The organism is Gemmatimonadota bacterium (genome assembly GCA_016712265.1).
GTDB lineage: Bacteria > Gemmatimonadota > Gemmatimonadetes > Gemmatimonadales > Gemmatimonadaceae > RBC101.
On sequence record JADJRJ010000031.1, the window covers coordinates 1296287 to 1320458 of the forward strand.

At 65.4% G+C, this 24172-nt stretch carries 18 protein-coding genes; all 18 read left to right on the forward strand.

The genetic code is table 11. The features are described 5' to 3' along the window. The first annotated feature begins 3 nt into the window (after nucleotides 1-3). The 18 genes from IPK85_26460 (at nucleotide 4) to rpsJ (ending at nucleotide 24146) form a co-directional block, all read left to right on the forward strand. A complete protein-coding gene (locus IPK85_26460; GenBank protein ID MBK8250907.1) occupies nucleotides 4-486 on the forward strand; it encodes a 50S ribosomal protein L10 in 483 nt (160 codons plus the stop codon). A gap of 108 nt (nucleotides 487-594) precedes the next feature. Then, the gene (gene rplL, locus IPK85_26465; protein MBK8250908.1) at nucleotides 595-966 is read left to right on the forward strand and encodes a 50S ribosomal protein L7/L12; all 372 of its coding nucleotides are present in this window, start codon (nucleotides 595-597) and stop codon (nucleotides 964-966) included. 206 nt (nucleotides 967-1172) lie between these two features. Continuing rightward, nucleotides 1173-5819 (forward strand): DNA-directed RNA polymerase subunit beta, encoded by a 4647-nt coding sequence (rpoB, locus tag IPK85_26470; protein MBK8250909.1) that lies wholly within the window; start codon nucleotides 1173-1175, stop codon nucleotides 5817-5819. Nucleotides 5820-5822: 3 nt separating this feature from the next. Continuing rightward, nucleotides 5823-10145 carry a DNA-directed RNA polymerase subunit beta' gene (gene rpoC, locus IPK85_26475; protein MBK8250910.1) on the forward strand — a complete coding sequence of 1441 codons (4323 nt, stop codon included), beginning with the start codon at nucleotides 5823-5825 and terminating at the stop codon, nucleotides 10143-10145. 97 nt (nucleotides 10146-10242) lie between these two features. Continuing rightward, the gene (locus IPK85_26480; protein MBK8250911.1) at nucleotides 10243-11706 is read left to right on the forward strand and encodes a 1-acyl-sn-glycerol-3-phosphate acyltransferase; all 1464 of its coding nucleotides are present in this window, start codon (nucleotides 10243-10245) and stop codon (nucleotides 11704-11706) included. Nucleotides 11707-11783: 77 nt separating this feature from the next. After that, nucleotides 11784-12179, forward strand: a complete 396-nt coding sequence (locus IPK85_26485; GenBank protein ID MBK8250912.1) for a 30S ribosomal protein S12 — start codon at nucleotides 11784-11786, stop codon at nucleotides 12177-12179. Then, nucleotides 12176-12646 (forward strand): 30S ribosomal protein S7, encoded by a 471-nt coding sequence (gene rpsG, locus IPK85_26490; GenBank protein ID MBK8250913.1) that lies wholly within the window; start codon nucleotides 12176-12178, stop codon nucleotides 12644-12646. The genes IPK85_26485 and rpsG overlap by 4 nt, the downstream gene beginning before the upstream one ends. A 186-nt stretch (nucleotides 12647-12832) precedes the next feature. After that, nucleotides 12833-13156, forward strand: a complete 324-nt coding sequence (locus IPK85_26495) for a PqqD family protein (protein MBK8250914.1) — start codon at nucleotides 12833-12835, stop codon at nucleotides 13154-13156. Further along, the gene (locus tag IPK85_26500; protein ID MBK8250915.1) at nucleotides 13125-13580 is read left to right on the forward strand and encodes a lasso peptide biosynthesis B2 protein; all 456 of its coding nucleotides are present in this window, start codon (nucleotides 13125-13127) and stop codon (nucleotides 13578-13580) included. The genes IPK85_26495 and IPK85_26500 overlap by 32 nt, the downstream gene beginning before the upstream one ends. Continuing rightward, on the forward strand, nucleotides 13577-15460 hold the full coding sequence (locus tag IPK85_26505; GenBank protein MBK8250916.1) for a hypothetical protein: 1884 nt from the start codon (nucleotides 13577-13579) through the stop codon (nucleotides 15458-15460). Before IPK85_26500 ends, IPK85_26505 begins: the two co-directional genes overlap by 4 nt. Nucleotides 15461-15585: 125 nt before the next feature. Next, entirely contained in the window at nucleotides 15586-15747 is a 162-nt protein-coding gene (locus IPK85_26510; GenBank protein ID MBK8250917.1) for a lasso RiPP family leader peptide-containing protein, read from the forward strand. A 317-nt stretch (nucleotides 15748-16064) separates the two neighbouring features. Next, a complete protein-coding gene (locus IPK85_26515) occupies nucleotides 16065-16952 on the forward strand; it encodes a hypothetical protein (protein ID MBK8250918.1) in 888 nt (295 codons plus the stop codon). Next, nucleotides 16945-17973 carry an ABC transporter ATP-binding protein gene (locus IPK85_26520; protein ID MBK8250919.1) on the forward strand — a complete coding sequence of 343 codons (1029 nt, stop codon included), beginning with the start codon at nucleotides 16945-16947 and terminating at the stop codon, nucleotides 17971-17973. Before IPK85_26515 ends, IPK85_26520 begins: the two co-directional genes overlap by 8 nt. Next, nucleotides 17970-18773: an ABC transporter permease gene (locus tag IPK85_26525; protein MBK8250920.1), complete on the forward strand. Its 804-nt coding sequence runs from the start codon at nucleotides 17970-17972 to the stop codon at nucleotides 18771-18773. Before IPK85_26520 ends, IPK85_26525 begins: the two co-directional genes overlap by 4 nt. A gap of 38 nt (nucleotides 18774-18811) precedes the next feature. Continuing rightward, nucleotides 18812-20014, forward strand: coding sequence for a nucleotidyltransferase family protein (locus IPK85_26530; protein ID MBK8250921.1), 1203 nt, complete (start codon nucleotides 18812-18814; stop codon nucleotides 20012-20014). Nucleotides 20015-20421: 407 nt separating this feature from the next. Next, the gene (fusA, locus tag IPK85_26535) at nucleotides 20422-22539 is read left to right on the forward strand and encodes an elongation factor G (GenBank protein ID MBK8250922.1); all 2118 of its coding nucleotides are present in this window, start codon (nucleotides 20422-20424) and stop codon (nucleotides 22537-22539) included. A gap of 33 nt (nucleotides 22540-22572) precedes the next feature. Further along, nucleotides 22573-23775, forward strand: a complete 1203-nt coding sequence (gene tuf / locus IPK85_26540; protein MBK8250923.1) for an elongation factor Tu — start codon at nucleotides 22573-22575, stop codon at nucleotides 23773-23775. Nucleotides 23776-23837: 62 nt separating this feature from the next. Then, entirely contained in the window at nucleotides 23838-24146 is a 309-nt protein-coding gene (gene rpsJ, locus IPK85_26545; GenBank protein ID MBK8250924.1) for a 30S ribosomal protein S10, read from the forward strand. Nucleotides 24147-24172: the final 26 nt, after the last annotated feature.

Below are 24172 nucleotides of genomic sequence, written 5' to 3' on the forward strand. Positions count from 1 at the left end.
GCGATGAAGAAATCCGAGAAAGAGCAGCTCGTTTCGGAGCTCCGGGAGAAGATCAGCGGCGCGCAAGCGCTGTATTTCACCGACTTCACCGGCCTGAACGTCAAGCGCATGACCGAACTCCGCCGTCGCTTCCGGCGCGCCGGGGTCGAGTACGTCGTCATCAAGAACACCCTCGCCCTGCGCGCGGTCAACGAGAGCGGCCTCACCGGGGCGCGGCTCCGCGGCCCCACCGGGGTCGTGGTCGCGAAGGACCCCATCGCGGCAGCGAAGGTGCTGGTGACCTTCGCCAAGGAGCACGACCAGAAGCCGGCCACGAAGGGCGGCATCTTCGAGGGGAACCTGGTCGACGAGGCCATGGTGAAGCGGCTGGCCGCGCTGCCGAGTCGCGACGAGGCGCTGAGCCTGTTCGCGGGCAGCTTGAACAGCGTGCTGATGATGTTCTCGTTGGCGTTGGATGCCCGCAAGGAGCAGTTGGAGAACGGCTAAACCCGGGCGGCCGGGCCGGAAGGCCCGCCACCATGGAATTGTGATCACAACAATCCCAGGCCCGCCTGGGTTCGACACGGAGATAACACCACAATGGCTAACACCACGATCAGCAAGGAAGACATCCTCGAGGCGATCGGCGCCATGTCCGTCATGGACCTCGTCGACCTCAACGATGCGTTCAAGGCCAAGTTCAATGTGACCATCGCGGTCGCCGTTGGCGGCGGTGGCGGTGGCGGCGCGGCCCCGGCGGCCGCCGTCGAGGAGCAGACGGAGTTCTCGGTCATCCTCAAGGAAGCCGGGGCGAAGAAGATCCAGGTCATCAAGGTGGTGCGCGAGCTCACCGGCCTGGGCCTCAAGGAAGCCAAGGACATGGTCGATGGCGCCCCGAAGGAAGTGAAGGCCGGCGTCTCGAAGGACGAGGCCGCGCAGGTCAAGGCCAAGCTCGAGGCCGAAGGCGCCGTCGTCGAGGTCAAGTAAGCCCGAGACGGCAGACGGCAGACGGCAGTTGGCGGTCCTCCGGGCCCCGACTGCCGCCTCCGCCACCGGTCCCGCGGTCTACTTCCTCCACGCGACGCTAGTGAATCGAACCACACGTACCACTCCCGCAGTTCACACCTCCCACCCGTCTCCGCGGCCCGACGCCGCGGGGACGAGCGGGTTTTCGCCCTTTCCACGGGTGCGTCATGCCTGAACTCCTGAAGCAGATCGTCTTCGGTCAGCACGACGAGGGGATGGAAATGCCTCATCTCCTCGACATCCAGACCCGCGCCTTCGAGTCGCTCCTCCAACTCGACGCCGCCACGCACAACCGCGAAGACATCGGCCTCGAACGCGTCTTCAAGGACCTGTTCCCGATCGCCGACGTCCACGAGAATTTCTCCCTCGAGTTCGTGCGGTATGCCCTCGGCGAGCCGAAGTACTCCGTTGAGGAGTGCATCGAGCGCGACATGACGTACTCCGCGCCGCTCAAGGCCACCCTGCGCCTCATCATCAATGAGGACGTCAATGGCGTGAAGCGGCCCCGAAACATCATCGAGAAGGAAGTCTACCTCGGTGAACTCCCCCTCCTCACCGACCTCGGTACGTTCGTCATCAACGGCGCCGAGCGGGTCATCGTCAGCCAGCTGCACCGCTCGCCTGGCGTCGTCTTCGAGGAATCCACCCACCCCAACGGGCAGCGCCTCATCTCGTCGCGCATCATCCCGTTCCGTGGGTCGTGGGTCGAGTTCACGGTCGACATCCATGACGTGATCTACGTCCACATCGACAAAAAGAAGAAGTTCCCGGCCACCGCGCTGCTCCGCGCCTTTGGCTATGGGGCCAACTCGGACATCCTCCGGCTCTTCTTTGCGGTCAAGGACCTCGACCTCACCCGCAAGCGCGAGGGACGCGCCGAGACGCGTGAAGTGCTGGGCGCCATCATCGCCGAGGACATCACCCTCGCTGGTGAGGAAGCCGCGGCCGACGCTCCCAAGCTCAAGACCAAGAAGGCGCGGGCCGCAGCCGAGCGCGCCGCCGCCGACATCCTGGTCCGTGAGGGCGACGAGATTACCGAGGAAGTGATCAACCGCCTGGCGCGCCAGGGGGTGAAGTCGGTGAAGGTCTTCTGCTCCTACACGACCGTCGACCTCCGCGACGAGCTTGACGCCCACGAACGCGGGGAACGCGAGGTGCCGCGGCAGCTCTCCCACGATGTCGTCGACCCGGAGACGGGCGAGGTCCTCGCGGACGCCGGACAGCCGCTCAAGGAGACCCTGATCAAGCGCCTCCGCAAGGCAGACGTCGTCAAGGTGCAAACGTTCGTGCCATCCGGACGCGCCGAATCGGCGCTGATCCGCAATACGATCGGAAAGGATCCGACCGACCCGAAGCACATCGACCAGAAGGAACGCGACAAGAACAAGTGGGACGCAGACGCCGAAGCGGGCGCCGGCAAGGCCCTGCGTTCCATCTATATGCTCCTCCGTCCCGGCGACGCGCCCAACGACGAGACCGCGAAGCAGGCACTGGATCGCCTCTTCTTCTCGCCCAAGCGCTACGACCTGGGTCGCGTCGGTCGGTACAAGATCAACCAGCGCCTCAACCTCAACACCCACCCCGGCACCACCGTCCTCACCAAGGACGACTTCGTCGCGATCCTGCGCTACCTCGTCGAGTTGCACGAAGGGCGCGGTCACGTGGACGATATCGACCACCTCGGCAACCGCCGCATTCGCTCGGTGGGTGAGCTGATCGCGAACCAGTTCTCCGTCGGTCTTTCGCGCATGGCGCGACTGGTCAAGGAGCGGATGTCGATCAACACGGACCCCGAGAAGATCTCGCTGGACGACCTGGTCAACGCCCGGACAGTCTCGGCGGTAATCCAGGCGTTCTTTGGTTCGTCGCAGTTGTCGCAGTTCATGGACCAGACCAACCCGCTGGCCGAGCTCACGCACAAGCGCCGCCTGTCGGCCCTTGGACCGGGCGGCCTGACGCGCGAGCGTGCAGGCTTCGAGGTCCGCGACGTGCACTACTCGCAGTACGGGCGCATGTGCCCGATCGAAACGCCGGAAGGCCCGAACATCGGGCTCATTACCTCGCTGGCCTGCTTCGCCCGCGTCAACGACCTCGGCTTCGTCGAGACCCCGTATCGCGTGGTCAAGCACGGTAAGGTGACAGGTGATATCGCCTGGCTCGACGCCAACCGCGAAGAAGAGACGATCACCGCGCAGGCCAACGCCAAGCTCAACGAGGACGGCACGTTTGCGGACGAGCTGGTGCTCTGCCGCCAGCGTGGCGACGTGCCGCTCACCGCGCCGGACCGGATCGACTTCATGGACGTGGCGCCGGAGCAGTTGGTCTCCATCGCCGCGGCCCTGATTCCGTTCCTCGAGCACGATGACGCCAATCGAGCGCTCATGGGCTCGAACATGCAGCGCCAGGCGGTGCCACTGCTCAATCCACAGACCCCGCTCGTGGGCACCGGGCTCGAATCGAAGGTGGCCGAGGACTCCGGCGCCGTCGTGATCGCGCGTCGTGGAGGCGTGATCACGCGCGTCACGGCCGACGAGATCATCGTCGACGCCGGTCTCGTGGATCGCAGCCGCAAGGACGATGACACGCCCCTCGCGCGGCTCACGCAGCAGGATCGCTATCGCATCAAGAAGTACTGGCGCACCAACCAGGACACGGCGATCAACCAGCGCCCGATCGTCCGGCTGGGCCAGAAGGTCAAGAAGGGTGACGTGCTCGCGGATGGCGCCGCGACGGAAAAGGGCCAGTTGGCCCTGGGCTCCAACGTGCTGGTCGCGTTCATGCCGTGGTACGGCCACAACTTCGAGGACGCCATCGTGCTGTCCGAGCGACTGGTCAAGGACGACGTGTATTCGTCGATCCACATCCAGGAGCTGGAACTCCACGTGCGCGATACCAAGCGTGGCCAGGAAGAGATCACGCGGGAAATCCCGAACGTGGCCGAGGAGTCGTTGATCGACCTCGATGAGCGCGGCATCGTGCGCATTGGGGCGCATGTCAAGCCGGGCGACATCCTCGTCGGCAAGATCACCCCGAAGGGGGAGACCGAGCTGTCGCCGGAAGAGAAGCTGCTGACCGCCATCTTCGGTGAGAAGGCGAAGGACGTGAAGGATTCGTCCCTCAAGGTCCCGCCGGGTATGGAAGGGGTCGTGATCGACACCAAGATCTTCTCGCGGGTCGAGGATCAGGTGGTCGAGAAGGACCGCGGCGAGCGGATCGGTGAGGTGCGCCGCCTCGAGGGCGAGGACAAGGTGCGCGTCAACGACGTGCGCGACGACGAACTGCGCGACCTGCTCGAGGGCGAGACGGTGGCGCTGGCGCTCAAGGCCGGCACGGTGGAGGAGGGGATCGTCACCGGGACGGTGCTTACGCGCGACGTGTTGCGCGACCTGCGCTTCGCGCAGCTGGACCTCAAGACGTTCCGCGTCGAGAGCAAGAAGACCAACGATCGCGTGCGCGAGATCATCGATGCGGCCAACGAAGAAAAGGCCCGGATCGAGGAGCGCGCCGAGGAACGGATCGACCGCATCCTGCAGCCGGATGAGTTGCCCCCGGGCGTCATCCAGCTCGTGAAGGTCTACCTCGCCGAGAAGCGCAAGGTCTCGGTGGGCGATAAGATGGCCGGACGCCACGGGAACAAGGGTATCGTCGCGCGCGTCGTGCCCGAGGAGGACATGCCGTTCCTCCCCGACGGACGCCCGGTCGATATCGTCCTGAACCCGCTGGGCGTGCCGTCGCGCATGAACGTCGGGCAGATCCTGGAGACGCACCTGGGGTGGGCCGCCCGGATCCTGGGCTTCTACGCCAAGACCCCGGTGTTCCAGGGGGCGAATGAACGCGAGATCGGCCTGCTGCTCAAACTGGCCGGAACCACCTGGGCGCGGGCCACGCTGGCGTTACACACGGCGCCGCTCAACGTGTCCGACACGGACATCAAGGCGATCGTCGCGGACCTCCGCCCGAAGGGCGAGGTGGTGGACCACGTAGCCCTGCTGGCCGACGCGACGCTGAACGACCTGCATGGGCGCAACATGTCCGCCGAGACCAAGGACGTGTTTGGTCGGGTGCGGGAGTGCCTGACGCAGGCGGCCCGGGAGCTCGCCGAGCGCGAGGAAGCCGAGCTTGCCAACCAGAAGGCGCTGCACGTCGCGATCTCGGATGATGAGTCGCGCAGCGCCAGTGACCGTGCCGATGCCAAGGCGGCGCTCAAGGTGATCGAGAAGCGCATCGGCCGGGATCCGGCCGAGGTGCTGAACGACCTCGAGTTGCCCGCGCTGGCCATGATGCTGGGCAAGAAGTCGGAGGCCGATGTGGATCGCGCGGCCTGCGAGCTGATGCACCTCGCCGGCATCACCCCCGCGGGCAAGATGCGCATCCGCGACGGGCGCTCGGGCGAGCGGTTCAACTTCCCGGTGACGGTAGGCGAGATCTACATGCTCAAGCTCTCGCACCTCGTCGACGACAAGATCCACGCGCGGTCCATCGGGCCGTACTCGCTGGTGACGCAACAGCCGCTGGCGGGCAAGGCGCAGTTTGGTGGCCAGCGCTTCGGGGAAATGGAAGTCTGGGCGCTGGAGGCCTACGGCGCGGCGCACACCCTGCAGGAGATCCTGACGGTCAAGTCGGACGACGTGAACGGCCGCAGCCGGGTGTACGAGGCGATCGTGAAGGGCCAGAACCTGCCGGAGCCCGGGACGCCGGAGTCGTTCAACGTGCTCGTGAAGGAACTGCAAGCGCTCGGGATCTACGTGAAGATGGGGTCCAAGCACGAAGGGACCGCTAACGGCGCGCTGCCTGGCGCCACTGGGGAGGAGTAACCCATGATCGACTTTCGTAGCGCGCGCGAAACGCGCGCCTCAGCGTTCGACTTCATCCAGGTCCGCATTGCGTCACCCGAGGAAATCCGGGGACCCAAGGACCCCAAGGAGCGCGAGCGGCAGGAGATGCAGGGCCAGCGCACCTGGTGGTCCTGGGGCGAGGTCACCAAGCCCGAAACCATCAACTACCGCTCGTTCAAGCCGGAAAAGGACGGCCTGTTCTGCGAGCGCATCTTTGGTCCGGTGAAGGACTGGGAGTGCCACTGCGGCAAGTACAAGCGCATTCGCTATCGCGGGGTCATCTGCGATCGCTGCGGCGTGGAAGTGACGCTCTCCAAGGTGCGTCGCGAGCGCATGGGACACATTGAGCTGTCCGTGCCGGTCGCGCACATCTGGTTCTTCAAGACCCTGCCGTCCCCGATGGGCAACCTGCTCGACCTCACGCTCCGTGACCTCGAGAAGGTGATCTATTACTCGAACTACGTCGTCGTCGAGCCAGGCAACCAGGAGGTGCGCACGAACGAGCTCCTGGACGAGGATCGCTACCTCGAGCTCAAGATGAAGGCGAAGGCCGAGGGCGACACGCTGTACCATGCCGACATTGGCGCCCCCGCCGTGCGCGAGTTGCTCAAGCGCATCGACGTCGACAAGGTCGCCGACCAGCTCCGCAAGGCGGTGGCGGTCGAGACCTCGCAGCATCGCAAGAAGCAGCAGCTCAAGCGCCTCAAGATCGTCGACGCCTTCCGGACGTCGGGTGATCAGGGCGGTATTCGGAACAAGCCGGAGTGGATGATCCTGGACGTCGTGCCGGTCATTCCCCCGGATCTCCGCCCGCTGGTCCCGCTGGACGGCGGTCGCTTCGCGACATCCGACCTGAACGACCTGTACCGCCGCGTCATCAACCGCAACAACCGCCTGCAGAAGCTCATTACGCATCGCGCCCCGGAGGTCATCCTCCGGAACGAGAAGCGCATGCTGCAGGAGGCGGTCGACGCCTTGTTCGACAACGGCCGCCGCTCCAAGGCGATTCGCGGCCGCGGCAAGCGCCCCCTCAAGTCCCTGAGCGACATGCTCAAGGGTAAGCAGGGCCGCTTCCGCCAGAACCTGCTCGGCAAGCGCGTGGACTACTCGGGTCGATCGGTCATCGTCGTTGGCCCGGAGCTCAAGCTGCACCAGTGCGGTTTGCCCAAGGCGATGGCGCTCGAACTCTTCAAGCCGTTCATCATCCACAAGCTCGTGGAGAAGGGCATCGCGGAGACGGTGAAGCGCGCCAAGAAGATCGTGGAGCGCGAGAGCCCCGAGGTCTACGAGATCCTGGAAGAGATCATCAAGGACCATCCGGTGCTGCTGAACCGCGCGCCCACGTTGCACCGCCTCGGCATCCAGGCGTTCGAGCCGGTGCTCGTGGAGGGCAAAGCCATCCGTATCCACCCGCTCGTCTGCGCGGCGTTCAACGCCGACTTCGACGGTGACCAGATGGCCGTGCACGTGCCGTTGTCGTTCGAGGCCCAGCTGGAGGCACGCCTCCTCATGATCTCCTCGAACAACATCCTCAAGCCGTCCGACGGGCGCCCGATCGCCGAGCCGTCCCAGGACATCGTGCTGGGATGCTACGTCGCGACCAAGGCCTCCCAGGAACTGGAGAAGATCCAGAAGGACCCCAAGGCGCAGGTGGGCCTCAAGTCCTTCGGCACGGCGGGCCAGGTAGAGATGGCGCTCGCCAATTACCGCGTCGGGTACCACACGGCGATTCGCTACTTCGCCCTGTCCAAGGGCGAGTCGTCGTGGATCATCACGACACCTGGACGCGTGTTGTTCAACGCGATCGTGCCGCCGGAAGTGGGTTTCCAGAATCGCGAGATGAAGAAGAAGGCGCTCGGGGAGCTGGCCTTCGAGACGTTCCGTGCGTGCGGGTTGTCCCGCACGGTGGAGTTCCTCGACCGGCTCAAGGACTTCGGCTTCGCCAATGCGACGCGCGGTGGCGTCTCCATCGGGATCGAAGACCTGCACATCCCCGGGGAGAAGGAGTCGTTGCTGGAGGAGGCGGAGGAGCGCGTCGAGCGCTTCCAGAAGGCGTACGCGACCGGCAACATCACGAACGGTGAGCGCTACAACAAGGTGATCGACACCTGGACGCACGCGAACTCCGACGTGGCGGATGCCATGGTGAAGGCCATGCGTGAGTCCCTGGGCGGGTTCAACCCGGTGTTCATGATGTTCGACTCCGGCTCGCGCGGTAGCCGCGACCAGATCCGCCAGCTGGCGGGGATGCGCGGGCTGATGGCCAAGCCGCAGAAGAAGCTCACCGGTGGCATCGGCGAAATCATCGAAAGCCCGATCAAGTCCAATTTCCGTGAAGGGCTGTCGGTGCTCGAGTACTTCATCTCGACGCACGGTGCACGGAAAGGACTGGCCGACACCGCGCTCAAGACGGCGGACGCCGGATATCTCACGCGCCGGCTCGTCGACGTGGCGCAGGATGTTACGATCGCTGAGGAGGATTGCGGTACGATCCTCGGGCTCGACATCGCGGCGCTGAAGGAAGGCGAAGACGTGATCGAGGCGCTCTCCGAGCGTATCGTCGGAAACGTGGCGGCGGAGGACGTGATGGACCCGCACGCGCGTGATGAGGCGGGGCGCCCGCTCCTCCTGGTCGAGGCCGGCCAAATGATTGATGAGGAGACGGCACACGTCATCGAGGAGTCGGGGATCGAGACCGTGCGTATTCGCACGGTCCTGACCTGCGAAGCCAAGCGCGGGCTGTGCCGCATGTGTTATGGCCGCAACCTGGCCACGATGGGTATGGTGGACTTGGGCGAGGCCGTGGGCATCATCGCGGCACAGTCGATCGGCGAGCCGGGCACGCAGCTCACGCTGCGTACGTTCCACATCGGTGGGACCGCAGCTCGTATTGCTGAGCAGACGGCGCGCAAGTCGAAGGTCGCAGGCACCATCTCGTTTGGAGATCGCCTGGTGGAGGTCACCAATCCGGAGGGACAGCGCATCGTCACCTCCTACGAGGGCGAGATCATGATCCGCACCTCGAAGGACGCCAATGCCGCCATTGGCGCCCGGTTGGCCGTGCCACTCGGCGCGACCCTGTTCGTGAAGGACGGCGAAGAGGTCAAGAAGGACCAGGTCATCTTCACGTGGGATCCGTACACCAACCCCATCATTGCCGACATTGACGGCGAGCTGCGGTTCGTCGAGATCGTCGAAGGGGACTCGGTGTCCGAGGAACTCGATGAGCTCACCGGCTTGCGCCAGCGCGTGATCATCGAGGATCGCGAGAAGAAGCTGCACCCCCACATCGAGATCTGGCAGACCAAGGGCGGAAAGGAGAAGAAGGTCCGCGACTTCGTCATGCCGATCGGCGCTGTGCTGCTGGCGGAGGACGGCCACCAGATTCACGCCGGCGTCACGATCGCGAAGATCTCACGTGAGGCGTACAAGACGCGGGACATCACGGGCGGCTTGCCGCGCGTGGCGGAGTTGTTCGAGGCGCGAAAGCCGAAGGACCCGGCGACCATCTCGGAGATCGACGGCATCGTGAAGTTCGGCGACATCAAGCGCGGCAAGCGCGAAGTGTACGTGACGCCGGCCCGTGTGGACGGCGGGCAGTGGGTCATGGACGAAGCCGCGGAAGCCCAGTTGTACGAGGTCCCGGCGGGCAAGCACTTGCGCGTGCACGAGGGCGATCGGGTCCGGGCGGGCGACCGCCTCACGGAGGGCCCGGTGAACCCGCACGACATCTTGCGGATCAAGGGCCCGCGGGCCGTGCAGGAGTACCTGCTTAATGAAGTGCAGGAGGTCTATCGCCTGCAGGGCGTGAAGATCAACGACAAGCACATTGGCGTCATCGTGAAGCAGATGCTGCAGAAGGTGCGCATCGTCGATCCAGGCGAAACCGAGCACCTCGAGGGCGAGCACGTGGACAAGCAGGAATTCCGCGAGGTGAACGACAAGGCCAAGAAGAAGAAGATCAAGGCTGCCACGGCCGAGCCGCTCCTGCTCGGGATCACCAAGGCGTCGTTGACCACGCAGTCCTTCATCTCTGCGGCCTCCTTCCAGGAGACCACCCGGGTGCTGACCGACGCCGCGATTCGCGGTGCGCGAGACGACTTGATGGGGCTCAAGGAGAACATCATCATCGGCCACCTCATTCCGGCAGGCACCGGGCAGTTCCGGTACAGCAATGTCGAGATCGAGGGGACGGAGATGCCGACGGCGGAGTTGCCAGGCACGGAGGCACCGTTACCCAGCGTCTTCGCGGCGACCTTCGCCGAGGGGAGCACCTTCTCGTTCGGCGGCAACGACGACGAGTAGGGGACGTGCATCGGCAGTGACGAGGGGCCCGGGTAACCGGGCCCCTCGTCACGTTCTGGCGCTTGACGCCTTGCCATGCTCCCCGGAAGTTGCCGTGGTGAACCCCCGATGGTGGCACCTCGCTCTCGCGCTGCTCGCGGCGGGTCTGGCGTGGCGGCTCGCCCGCACCTTCGTCCGCCGGACGACACGGCGTGCGTTGATCCGCTTTCACCCACGGGTGGACCGCTACAAGCTCACGAACAAGCGACTGATCGTCGCGACACTGCGCGCCGACCCGGAGATCGCCGCCGCCGTGGAGCGTCACGCCGCCGACCACGGCGAGGCGGTCACCACGACCTGGGCCCGGGTGGATCGCTACCTCGATGAGATCGTCCCGTTCTTCAGCATCCTGGCGTACTACAAGGTGGGCTACGCCGTCAGTCGGGTGCTGCTCAATGTGTTCTACAAGGTAAGTGTCGAGTACGAGCGACCCGACCCGTTCCGCGGCCTGCCGCGCGATGCCGTCGTCATTTACCTGATGAACCACCGGTCCAACGCCGACTATGTCGTTGTGGCCTACGCGTTGGCTGGCGACGTGTCGTTGTCGTATGCCGTGGGCGAGTGGGCGCGTGCGTTTCCGCTGGAGTACATCTTCAAGTCGTTTGGGTCGTACTTCATCCGGCGACGGTACCGGGAGGTGCTCTACCACACGGTCCTCGCGCGATACGTCCAGCTGATCACCCGGAATGGGGTCACGCAGGGGATATTCCCTGAAGGTGGCCTGACCCGGGATGGGACGTTGCGTCCGGCGAAGGTGGGGTTGCTCGACTATGCGTTCTCGGTCGCCGTGGACCCCGCCCTGGCGGCACGGATGTACGTGATCCCGGTCGGGATCAACTACGACCGGGTGCTGGAGGATCGGTCCCTGCTGGCTGAACTCGGCGCCCGGGAGACGGGGAAGCGGCCGCCGCGTCTGGCCCAGATGCTCGACGTCGCCCGGTACCTCGTGTTCAACCTGGGGCGGCTGCTCACCCGGCGATGGCAGCGATATGGTCGCGCAGCCGTCACGATCGGTACCCCGGTCCCCGTCACTGCGTGGATCAACGACCTGGCAGGACGGGGCACCGACCTGTTCTCGCTGGAGCGAACCGCGCGGCTTGGCGAAGTCCAGCAGTTCTGCGACCGGGTCATGGAACGGGTGGGTGCGCTCATTCCCGTCACCCCCGTCTGTCTCGCCTGCGCCGCGCTCCAGACTTTCGACAGCGAGTTCGTGCGGCGGGCGGATCTGGTCGCCCGGATGGACGACCTGCGGGCCGTCCTTCCGGAATTGAACACGCGCGTGCTGCAGGTCGAGCGGTCCACAGACGAGGTCCTCGACAGGGCCTACCGTATGCTCCGGCTCCGGAGGGTCGTTGCTCGGGTAGGGGAGGGGTACCTGATTCTCGCCCGGGGGCGTCCGTTGATCTCCTACTACGCCAATGCCGTGGCGCACCTCCTGGGGGAGTATGCCGCCGGAATCCGATCCCGGGACGCCCTGCCGTCGCAGGACACTTCGGCAGAACTGGGGGCCGCGAAGCCTTGAATACCCGGGAGGGTGCCGGTATCTTCCCAGACTCTCCGCCCCCAGCGTGGGGGCGCGTTTTTTCGTACTCCCCAGGTATGCCGACGATCAACCAGCTCGTTCGCCGAGCTCGCAAGGACGTCCTGAAGAAGGAGAAGTCGCCTGCACTTAAGGCGAATCCCTTCCGTCGTGGCGTCTGCACGCGTGTCTATACAACCACGCCCAAAAAGCCCAACTCGGCGCTCCGAAAGGTCGCCAAGGTGCGGCTCACCAACGGGATCGAGGTTATCGCTTACATCCCCGGCGAGGGACACAACCTGCAGGAGCACTCGATTGTGCTCGTACGGGGTGGGCGTGTGAAGGATCTTCCGGGAGTGCGTTACCACATCGTACGCGGAACGCTCGACGCTGCCGGTGTCAACGGTCGCAACCGCAGCCGCTCCAAGTACGGGACCAAGAAGCCAAAGGCTGGCGCCGCAGGAGGTAAGAAGTGAGCCGACGCAAGAAGTCCGTAAAGCGACCTGTCCTGCCTGATGCACGCTACGACAGCCAAACGGTCTCGAAGTTCATCAACTCCTTGATGTTTCAGGGGAAGAAGTCCACGGCCGAGCGTATTTTCTACGGCGCCATGGATCTGGTTGAATCCCGCACCGCCCAACCTGGGGTCAACGTCTTCAAGCAGGCGCTGGCGAACCTCAAGCCGGTGATCGAGGTCAAGTCTCGCCGCGTCGGTGGTGCGACGTATCAGGTGCCCGTCGAGGTCCGGCCCGAGCGCCGCACCGCGCTGGCAATGCGCTGGCTGCTCTCCTATTCCCGCGACCGTAACGAGAAGTCCATGGCCGAAAAGCTGGCGGCCGAGGTCGTTGCGGCCTCCAAGGGCGAAGGAAACGCCATCAAGAAGAAGGAGGACACCCACCGCATGGCCGAGGCGAACAAGGCCTTCGCTCACTATCGGTGGTAGTCGGCCGGACACCAAGGCAAGAGGGGATGGGCGCTCGGGATTCCGGGCGCCCATTTTCTTTACTTGGGAAAGCCACGCCGCACCCTAGCGCACAGGCCACCGTGGGTTTCTTTTTCCCCGGGGGCTCGTCTCCCAATGGCTATCCATCGCACCGTTAGTGCAACCACTCCGACAGGCTCTCCTCCTGTGACCTCCGCTGGCACACCAACGCCGCGTCCCTCCCCGAGCGCCATCTTTCGCACGATGGCGGAAGGTGGTGTGCTGTTCTCAAGCGAAACCGAGGTGTACTTCGGGGTGAACACTGTCGGAGCCATCATCTGGGAGCTCCTCCCGAAGGCGACGACGGTGGAGCAACTGTGCGCTACCCTGACCGAACGGTTCCACGACGTCGGGCCGGAGCGCATCCGGCACGATGTCCTCTCGTTCATCTCGGACCTGCGAGCGAACGGACTGGTCGTCGATGGTGCGGAGACGGGCCGTGACCACGCCGCTGCGACAGGCGCTCCGTAAAGCGCATCGACTCTCGTTGGGCGACTGGAAGCGCGTCGCGAGCGGCTTTCGCGCGCTGCGACGCGCTATCCGCGACGTGAGAGACCGGCCGCAGGGCGAGTTCGTCTCCACCAGCACGGCCGCCCTTCAGCCCGACGTCGCGAGGCTTCCCGAAGCGCGGGCCATCGCCCTCGGGGTGAGCCGGGCCGCTGCTTACGGCTTTCTCAATCCAACTTGCCTCGCCCAGTCGCTGGCCATCCAGCGGTGCCTCGCCGATGTCGGTATCACCGGCGGCCGCATCCGGGTTGGCGTCGCGCGCCGTCGTGGCAAGTTCGTCGCCCACGCCTGGGTGGAGTTCGCCGGCGAAGTCATCGGAGACGATCGCGCGTCCGTTGAGCGGTACGAGCCGTTCGATGACCTCCACGTCCGCCCGGCCGGTTCGTGACGGCGATCGGCGCGGCGTTCGGGAGAGTGGGCAACGAACGCGAGGTCGTCACGGAACTGCTCCGACTGATGGGACATCGCGGCGACCAACCCGCCGGGGCTGCGCGGCACCCGCTCGGTGCCTTGGCCGCCACCGCATACGGGTGGGAGGCCGAGGCCGGCGTCGCGGGCGCTACAGCGGTGGCGACGGACCACGACGTTGCAGTCGTGGCTGACGCCAGCCTCTACTATGTGGAAGACCTGCGCCGGAGGCTTGGCCAGGGCACGCAAGAGAGAAATCCGGCGGCGTTGATCCTCGCGGCGTACCGTCAGTGGGGGGAGTGGTTCTGGGAGAGGATCGAAGGTGATTTCTCCTGCGTGGTAGCGGATGCCCGCTCGGGGCTGGTCATCGCCGCGCGAGATCATGTCGGGCGGCGACCGTTGCACTACACGGTGGACCACGACCAGTTGGTGGTCGGCTCCCTTGCGCGTGCCGTCGCGCTCGTGACGGCGAAAGAGCTCAACGCGCTCTCGGTGGCCGCCGCGGTGGGCGGTCTGCTGGGCGGTAGCATGGAGACGGGCTTCGCCGGGGTGCTGCCCGTTCCGGCCGGCGGCGCGATCGTCGCTCGCGGCGGCGTTGTCTCGGTGCGGCCATGGGTGGCCCCGAGGTTCAAGGTCGGTGGCCGCCCAAGGCTGGCGGAGTCGGGAGAGGCACTCCGGGGGCTGCTCGGGGCGGCCGTACGTGAACGGGTAGTCGCCCCCAGGACAGCCGTGTGGCTGAGCGGAGGCGCGGACTCCACCGCGGTTTTTGCCGCCGGCAACGCATCGGCCCAGGTCGGGTCGCTGCTCGCGCCCGTAAGCATCACCTATCCGGAAGGCGATCCGGCCCGAGAGGACGATCACATTCGCGCGACCACCTCGCACTGGAATGCCCGCGTCACCTGGATCGACTCGGAGGGAGTCGAGCTGTTCGAGCACCTGTCCACCAGGGTGGCGGTCCGGGATGACCCATACGCTCACACCTTCGAGGCCATGAACCTCAGGTTGGCGTCCACCAGCGCATCCATTGGGGCTCGCGTCGCGTTTGACGGGTACGGGGGAGACCAGCTGTTTCACGTCTCCGGTGTCTTTCTCGCAGACTACCTGGCGCGACTGAAGTGGCGGGCACTTCGCGATGCGATGCGGGAAATGGAGGTGAACGGAGTGCGGTCGTTCGTCTCCGCGGCGGTCCTCCCGCTGTTTCCGGACCGCATTCGCGAATGGCTGGATGCGCTGCGCGGCCGCGACGCGAATCGGGGCACCATGATCCGTCAGTCTCTGCCCTCGTGGATCTCCGAACCCTGGCGGCGAGACGAGCAGCTCCTGCGCCGCGCGGCCCTGGAGCCGTCCCGACGCCTGTTGGAGAGTCCGTCCGGGTTTGAGTCCCGCTGGTATGTCGAGACGCCCTACTTCCCCAGGGCGGCCGCGTGGGCGGCCGGCCTCGCGCTCCAGGCGGGAGTGGTGGTACGATCTCCTCTCCTCGACCGGAGGGTCCTCGATTTCGCTGCGAGCAGGCCCCTGTCAGAGCGGGTCTCTGCGTCCGACTCCAAGTTGCTGCTCAAGGCGGCCGTGCAGGGGCTCGCTCCCGCTTCCGTGTTGGCTCCGCGGCCGTTCAAGACGGGCATTCCGCGAGGGTACCTCGCGCGGCAAATGGACAGGTCGTTCCTCCCGATGTTCCGCCAGACGTTCTCCTCGCCTTCGAGGCTGGTGCACATGGGGCTCATAGATCAAGGCAAACTGGAAGCGGCGGTGGACCAGGTTGCAAGAGTCCCCGACCACATCACAAGAGTCCAGCTGTTCCTGACGCTTCAGGCCGAACTCTGGCTGCGGTCCATCGAGAAATCTTGCTCAGTTCGGAAATGAATTCTTGCCTGGCTGGGCAGCCGAAGTGGTGTCAGGCAACGACTTACATTGCAGGCCCCGCTCTTGTAAACTTGGCAAGGAAGTTGCATTGTAACTCTGCGTATCCGAACATAGGGAGGAGTGACATGTACCAGGCACCAACGTTGGAGCGGTTCGGGAGCTTCCGGGAGCTGACGCTCCAGCGCAGCACCAAGCGCGTGATCGGAGACGACCTGATTCCGGGCATCGGCTTGGATTGCGATGCGAACGCACCGCCGGGCGACCCGAAGGCTTGCATTCGTTCGTAAGTGCAAGAACCGCAAGTAGTTGAGGGGTCCACCCAACGGTGGGCCCTTCTGCTTTTAGAGGGCTTCTCCTGGCCGTCCAGAGTGTTACACAAGTGGAGTTTGGTAGTCCACCGAATTGGACTTTGCAGCGGAGCGGACATTGCGCCTTACAGCCGTGCGACCGAGCCTACCAACCGACTGTGAGCAAGGTCACATTGTCCACTCCGGCCTCAACAGAGCGTTGCGAGCGGGCATCACCACATTGAGCGGCTTTCGCTGATTTGCCGAACTATCACGCCTTCGGGGGCCTCCTCTCGTCAGAACTCAGCTTCGACGAGTTGCCCCCCGCACCCCCTGATGGGGAGTCCGACTGGTCCCTGCGGATCAGCGCGTCACCGCCTCCCGGTCCGCCCGGGGAGCGGCTCGGAGAGGATGCCGTCTATGGAGCGGTCAGGGTTCGCACGCTGACCTGTGCAGACGGAATCCGGCTGGCATACGACGATACCGGAACGTTCGACGTATCCGGTGATGGCCGGTCGATCACCTGGTATCCGCCGGAAGGATCGCGACCGGAGGAGGCCGCCCGCGCCGACGTGATTGGTCGCGTGTTGGCCGTCGCGATGCACCTGCAGGGAGTCTTTACCCTTCATGCGAGCGCAGTCGCGCCCAGGCCGGGGACGGGAGTCGCCTTGTTGGCTCCCAAGGGGTTCGGCAAATCGACGCTTGCGGCAGCGCTCCTCCGGGCCGGGGCCCGTTTGCTCTCCGATGACGCCGCACCCGTTCGCACCCCCGTAGCAGGAGGGGCACGTCTTTCCCCGGGGATTCACCAGGTCCGATTGTGGGGCGACAGCGCCGTGCGCGTTGGTCTTGCACCGCCAGCGGCTGAGGGCCGCAAAGTCGTGGTCACCGAGTTCAAGGAGCACGAGATCGTTAGGGACGCGGTTGCGTTCGACGCCGCATATGTCCTCCAGCCAGCGGCATCGGAGCTTGGGGCCCGGCCGGTCGAGCGCATCCAACTGGGCGAGATCGAGGGGGCGATGACGCTGGTGGAGCAGGCGAAGGTGGGGGCTTTGCTCGGAGGGCGGGAAGGACCTGCGTTTTTCGGGATGGCGATGTCCGTCGCGCAGCGCGTCCCGGTGTATGCCTTGAGAGTCGTCCGCGACCTCTCGCGCCTCGACGAGGTCGCGTCCACCATGATGGACTGGCACCGCGCTCCGCATGCGTGACTTGCTCGTCGTGCAAGGTGTCTCGAAGGCATTCGTCAAGCGGCGGAGGTGGTCGGAGCTGGTGCGTCGCCCCTTTCACTCGGAACGTGTGGCCGCCCTGCGTGACGTGTCGATGACCGTACGCGAGGGCGAGTTCTTCGGGCTGCTTGGGGCCAACGGCGCGGGCAAGACGACGCTGATGAAGGTGATTGCGACCCTCATGTTGCCGGATGCCGGACGCGTTGCGGTTGATGGTGCGGACGCCGTGGTTGATCCGGTCGCGGTGCGCGGCGCGGTGGCACTATCCCTGGCGAGCGAGCGGGGATTGTACTGGCGCCTGGATGCGCGGGAAAATCTTCGGGTGTTTGCGGTGCTCTCTGGTGTGGCCGAGGGCGAGGTCGCGACGCGAATCGAGGAGGCCCTTGGGGCGGTCGGCCTGGCTGACACCGGACTGCGGATGGTTAGTGAGTTCTCGAGCGGGATGATCCAGCGCCTGCTCATCGCGCGGGCCCTGCTCGCCCGTCCCAGGGTCTTGTTGCTGGATGAGCCGACGCGAAGCCTCGACCCGATCACGGCGCGCGACTTTCGTGCGTTCCTGCGGCGTGAGCTGACGAGTCGCGGATGTGCGGTGCTGCTTGCCACGCACAATGCGGATGAAGCGTTTGACCTCTGCGACCGCGTCGCGGTGCTGGAGCGGGGTCGGGTGCTGGCCACGGGCCGGGCGCACGACCTGGCGGCCGCCATCCACGGGCGCCGCTTTGCGGTGGACACCACCGCGGCGGGTGAGGGTTTCCTTCGAGCGCTGGCTGGCCGTGGTTTGGTGCTCAGCGTGGCACCTGGGGAGGCCACCGCGGCTCCCTTTGAGGGATGGACCCGCGTGGTGGTGTCAGTGGCCGGGGACGACGTGGCCGCCGCGGGGGCAGAACTGGTGAGCGCCCTTGTAGGCGCTGGCCATGCAGTGGCGAGCTGTGCCCCGGAGGGGACGTCGCTGGCCGACCTGATCCAGGCGGTCGTGGCGAAGGCCGGGGGGGAGCCGAGGTGAGTCGAACGGTGTGGGCCCTGGTGCGCGCCGCGTGGCTGACCGCCACGAGTTATCGCCTGCAGACGGTGATGACGGTGCTGACGCTGTGGGTGACCGTCGTGCCGGTGTACTTCCTGGCGACGGCGCTGCAGCCCACGATGGCGGCGGCGATTCAGGACGAAGGGCGGTCCTACTTCCCGTTCATGTTGACCGGGGTGATCGCCATCTCTCTGGTCAGTGTGTGCGTCACGGCGGTGCCGTCGGCGGTGCAGTCCGGGATAGGCAGTGGCTTCTTGGAGTCCCTACTGGCGACACGTGCCCCGCGGTCGGCACTCGTGGTTGGGCTGGGGGCGTACCCGATCCTGTGGGGGGTGCTCCGGGCGGTGCTGATGCTGGCCGCGGGAGTCGCGTTAGGCGCGCGTTGGCACCTCGGGGGCATTCCGCTGGCTGGCGCCATCGCGGTTCTGGTCGTGGTGGTTCATTGGGCGATCGGGTTGGTGGCGGCCGCGATGATTGTCGCCTGGCGCACCGCCGGGCCGCTCACGACCGCGGTGGTCGTCGCATCCACCCTCTTGGGTGGCGCGTACTATCCCACGCAGGTGATCCCGTCGTGGATCCAGCGCCTGTCCGTCGTCGTGCCACTCCAGTATGGGCTTCGGGCGTTCCGGCAAGTCCTCTTTGGTGGTGCGGACCTTGCGGCAGTCTGGAGCGACGTGGCGGTCCTGTTGGCTTTCGCCGTTGCGTTCACGGCGATAGGCTATGGGGCGTTGATCCTCTCCCTGCAGTACGCCCGCCGCCGTGGCTCCCTCAGCCACTTCTGATCCCATGACTTCGCCGATGTGCCACACTGTGTGGTCCCGTGCCGCTGAAGCCTGAGCTGGGCCGGCTCCTCCCTCGCGAGGTGCAGGTGCTCCTCTTGACCGCGGGGGGAAGCGGAAACGACGAGGCGCTGCGTCAGCTCCTCGCCGCTGACCTGGATTGGGGGGAATTGCTTGTTGGGCTGGAGTGGGAGCGTGCCGTCCCCGTGGCCTGGTGGCGGCTCAAGCAGCTTGGGGCGAGTGCGACGTCGCCTGGGGGGGCGGCCCTCGAGCGGCTCAGTCGGGTGACTGAGTTCCGGGCGCTGGCCCTCGAGGACCGGCTGCGGCGGACCTTGGCGGGGCTGCAGGAGGCCGGGATTCCTGCCATCCTCCTGAAGGGCGCCGGGCTCGCTCTGACGGTTTACCCCTCGTTTACGCAGCGCCCAATGGGAGACATCGACTTATTGGTCTCCCCACACCACGCGCGGCGCGCCTGGGACCTGGCACTGGCACAGGGGTGGGTGTGGGACGACTACACGTATCCGGAGGGGCACTATCAGGCGCATCACCATCTGCCGCCGCTGTTCGATGGGGCGCGAACGGGGGCGCGACTCGAGCTGCACACGGCGTTGAGCCTGAACAGCCACCCGTTCGCGATGTCGTTTGAGGAAGCGCAGGCTGCCTCGAAGGCGATTCCGGGGTGGGACGACGGTCGGACACGGACCCTGGATGCGGAGCACACGCTGATTCACATCGCGGTGCACTTTGCGTGGGCGCATTTGGCGTCCTTCGGGATCTGGCGCCTGGCCCGTGACCTCGATGCGCTGGCGCGATCGGGCCTGGACTGGGGCCGTGCCGGGGAGATCGCGCGGCAGTACCGAGCGGAGCCCGCGTTGTATTGGAGCCTGCGCCTGTGTTCCGCACTGAGTGGGGTCGACGTGGCACCTGCCGGCGTGTTGGGGTCTTTGGCGCCTCGGCGGTCAGAGTGGCTGCTGGCCATGTTGGAACGCCACCTCGCCATGCACGTGGTATCGCGCATCACCCCGTGCCCCAGTGAGAAGTTGCGTCGACTGATGTGGAGCCTGGCCTTGTCCCCAGCCCGTACCGCGACGTCATCAGCTCGGCCGTGGGACTCGGAGCCGTCCCGTCTACCCGCGGTGTATACCGGCGAGATGGGGGTGCTCAACCGGGTGCGATCCCAGTGGTCACATGCCCGGGATTGGCGGCGCTATCTGGGTGCTTTGCGGGGTAGTTCCCCTACCTGAGACGTTTCGGTGCGACGGAGCGCGAAAGTTCTGCTCTGGCATTGACTTCGGTGGCGGGGCGGGTGACATTTGTCGGCTCTCGCGGCAGATCGTTGTCACGGGGTGTTTGGCCGACGTACTGCGCGTCGGCGCCTGATGGGCCCGCACTGGGCGGGGGAGCTGCAGCGTCCGATCGGTCCTCTGTGGAGAAACCGATTCCCGAAAAGCGACGCAGGACAATTCAACGTCGAGCGCAGGATGGCTCGGCGCGCCATGGGTCCCCACACGTGCGGCAGCGGCGTGCGCACCCGGCGACGGCGGATGGATACCGGCCTCTGGGACGAGGGGCGTCAGGTCCACCCGCGTTTTTGCTGGTGACGTTTTCTGGTGTGGCCGAGGCCGCGCCTTGACGAGATAAACGACCGACAATGCCACGTACGACTCCGCTCGAGCATTACCGCAACATCGGCATCATGGCCCACATTGATGCCGGGAAAACGACCACGACCGAGCGCGTCCTCTATTACACGGGGAAGAGCCACAAGATCGGCGAGGTCCATGATGGTGCGGCGACCATGGACTGGATGGAGCAGGAGCAGGAGCGTGGGATCACGATTACGTCGGCAGCCACGACCTGTTTCTGGAAGCGGCATGGATCGAGCCAGGACAAGGGTGAAGGGCCGGAGTATCGCATCAACATCATTGATACGCCCGGGCACGTGGACTTCACGGTAGAAGTCGAGCGATCGCTGCGCGTGCTGGACGGTGCGGTGGCCCTGCTGGATTCGGTGGCTGGTGTCGAGCCCCAGACGGAGACGGTGTGGCGTCAGGCCGACCGCTACCGCGTTCCGCGGATGATCTTTGCCAACAAGATGGATCGCGTGGGGGCGAACTTTGAGCGGTGCGTGGAGATGATCCGCGACCGCCTGACGAAGGCCGCGTGCCCGATCCAGCTGCCGGTGGGCTCTGGTGAGTTGTTCACCGGGCACATCGATATCGTGGAGCGGAAGGAGTACATCTTCCACAACGAGACGCTGGGCAAGACGTTCGACGTGGTGGACGTCTCCGACGAGTTCAAGGCAGCAGTGGAGCAGGCGCGCCATGATCTCATCGAGGCCGTGGTCGAGCACGATGAGGCGTTGATGGAGAAGTACCTGGCCGGCGAGGAGCTGTCGGTGGACGAGATCCGGTTGTTGATCCGTCGGGCGACGTGCTCGATGAAGTTCACGCCGATTCTGTGTGGCGCGTCATTCAAGAACAAGGGTGTGCAGGCGCTGCTGGATGCCGTGATCGACTACCTGCCGGCACCGGTTGATGTCGAGGCGATCCAGGGTCACCTCCCGCACCACGACGAGACGTTTGATACCCGCGCGGTCAGCGACGAGGCGCCGTTCGCCGCGTTGGCATTCAAGATTGCGACGGATCCGTTCGTCGGAAAGCTGACCTTCTTCCGCGTGTACTCCGGCATGCTGGTCTCGGGCAGCCACGTGTACAACTCGACGAAGGACAAGCGCGAGCGCATCGGGCGCCTGCTGCAGATGCATGCGAACAAGCGCGAGGAGATTCCGGAGGTGCGCGCCGGCGATATTGCTGCGGCGATCGGGCTCCGCGATACCCGAACGGGTGACACGCTGTGTGATGATGATCATCCGATCATCCTCGAAGCGATGAAGTTCCCGATGCCGGTTATCGAAGTTGCGATCGAGCCGAAGACCAAGGCCGACCAGGACAAGCTGGGCATCGCCCTGAACAAGCTGTCCGAAGAAGATCCGACGTTCCGCGTGCACACGGACACGGAAACCGGGCAGACGATCATCGCGGGGATGGGAGAGTTGCACCTCGAGATCATCGTCGACCGCATGATGCGCGAGTTCAAGGTCGAGGCGAACGTGGGCCGGCCGCAGGTGGCCTATCGCGAGACGATCAAGAAGCGCGTCGACAAGGTCGAGGGGAAGTTCATCCGGCAGTCCGGCGGCAAGGGCCAATACGGGCACGTGGTCATCAACGTGATGCCGGGCGAAGTGGGGCACGGATTCGTGTTCGAAGACAAGATCGTCGGCGGCACGATCCCGCGGGAATACATCGGCCCGGTGGAGCAGGGGATCAAGGAGGCGCTGGAGAACGGCGTCCTGGCCGGGTATCCGATGGTGGACGTGAAGGTCGAGCTGGTGTACGGCTCGTACCACGACGTCGACTCGTCGGAAATGGCGTTCAAGATTGCGGGTTCGATGGCAGTGAAGGAGGGGGCCGCCAAGGCCCAGCCCATCCTGCTCGAGCCCATGATGAAGGTCGAGGTGGTGTCGCCGGAGCAGTACATGGGCGACGTCCTCGGTGACCTGTCGTCGCGGCGGGGCAAGATTGGTGGAATGATGCAGCGGGGCGAGGCCCAGGTCATCGCCTCGACGGTCCCGTTAGGCGAGATGTTCGGGTACTCGACGAAGCTCCGGTCGATGACGCAGGGGCGCGCGGTGTACTCGATGGAGTTTTCGCATTACGAGGAAGTGCCGAAGAGCAAGGCGGAAGAGATCGTCTCGAAGAGCAAGTAACCGCAGTCCAGTCCACTTCACCGGAACGCAGCAATGGCAAAGGCAAAATTCGAGCGGAACAAGCCGCACGTAAACGTGGGAACGATCGGCCACGTCGATCACGGGAAGACGACGCTCACCGCCGCCCTGACGAAGATCTCGTCGGACAAGGGCTACGGGACGAAGTACGTCGCCTACGACCAGGTCGCCAAGGCCTCCGAGTCGCAGGGCCGTCGTGACCCGACGAAGATCCTGACCATCGCGACGTCCCATGTGGAGTACGAGACGGATGCGCGCCACTACGCGCACGTCGACTGCCCGGGGCACGCCGACTATGTGAAGAACATGATCACCGGCGCCGCGCAGATGGATGGCGCGATCCTGGTGGTCTCCGCGGTCGACGGCCCGATGCCGCAGACGCGCGAGCACATCCTGCTCGCCCGTCAGGTCAACGTGCCGAACATCGTGGTCTTCCTGAACAAGTGCGACCTCGTCGAGGACGCCGAGCTGCTCGACCTCGTGGAACTCGAGGTGCGCGAGCTGCTCAACAAGTACGGCTACCCGGGCGACGACGCCCCGGTCATCCGTGGCGCCGCGATCCGCGCGATCGAAGGCGACCCGGCGTGGGTGGCGAAGATCCAGGAGTTGTACGATGCCTTGGACTCGTTCATCGCCGAGCCGACGCGCGACATCGACAAGCCGTTCCAGATGCCGGTCGAGGACGTGTTCTCCATCACGGGTCGCGGTACGGTGGCCACGGGGCGCATCGAGAAGGGGAAGGTGAAGGTCGGCGACGAACTCTCGCTCGTGGGCTTCGGCTCCGACAAGAAGACGACCGTCACCGGCGTTGAGATGTTCCGCAAGCTGCTGGACGACGGCCAGGCGGGCGATAACGTCGGCTTGCTGCTCCGCGGCGTCGACAAGAAGGAAATCGAGCGCGGGATGGTGCTGGCGAAGACGGGTTCCATCACGCCGCACACGAAGTTCCTGGCCGAGGTGTACGTCCTCACGAAGGAAGAAGGGGGCCGTCACACGCCGTTCTTCAAGGGCTATCGCCCGCAGTTCTACCTCCGCACGACGGACGTGACGGGCTCGATCGAGCTGCCGGCCGGCACGGAGATGGTGATGCCGGGTGACAACACGCAGATGACCATTGAGCTGATCACGCCCGTGGCGCTCGAGGAGCAGCTGCGTTTCGCGATCCGCGAGGGTGGCCGGACGGTCGGTTCTGGCGTGGTCACGAAGATCCTGACGTAATTCGGGGCGGCGGTCGCGTTGATCACGCGATCGCCGCTTTCCACGTTTAACGGGGAAGAGCAATGGCAGGTCGCATTCGAATTCGGTTGAAGGCGTTCGATCACGCCGTGATCGACCAGGCGGCGTCGGACATCGTCCGGACGGCGGAGAAGACGGGGGCGCAGGTCTCCGGTCCGATCCCGCTGCCGACGAAGACGCGCCGCTGGACCGTGCTGCGGTCCCCGCACGTTGACAAGAAGTCGCGGGAGCAGTTCGAGCTGAAGACCCACAAGCGCGTGATCGACATTCTGGATTCCCGCTCGCAGACGGTGGACGCGCTGACGAAGCTCGACCTGCCGGCCGGAGTGGACGTCGAGATCAAGGTTCAGTAGGGAGACGGCAGGCGGCAGATGGCGGA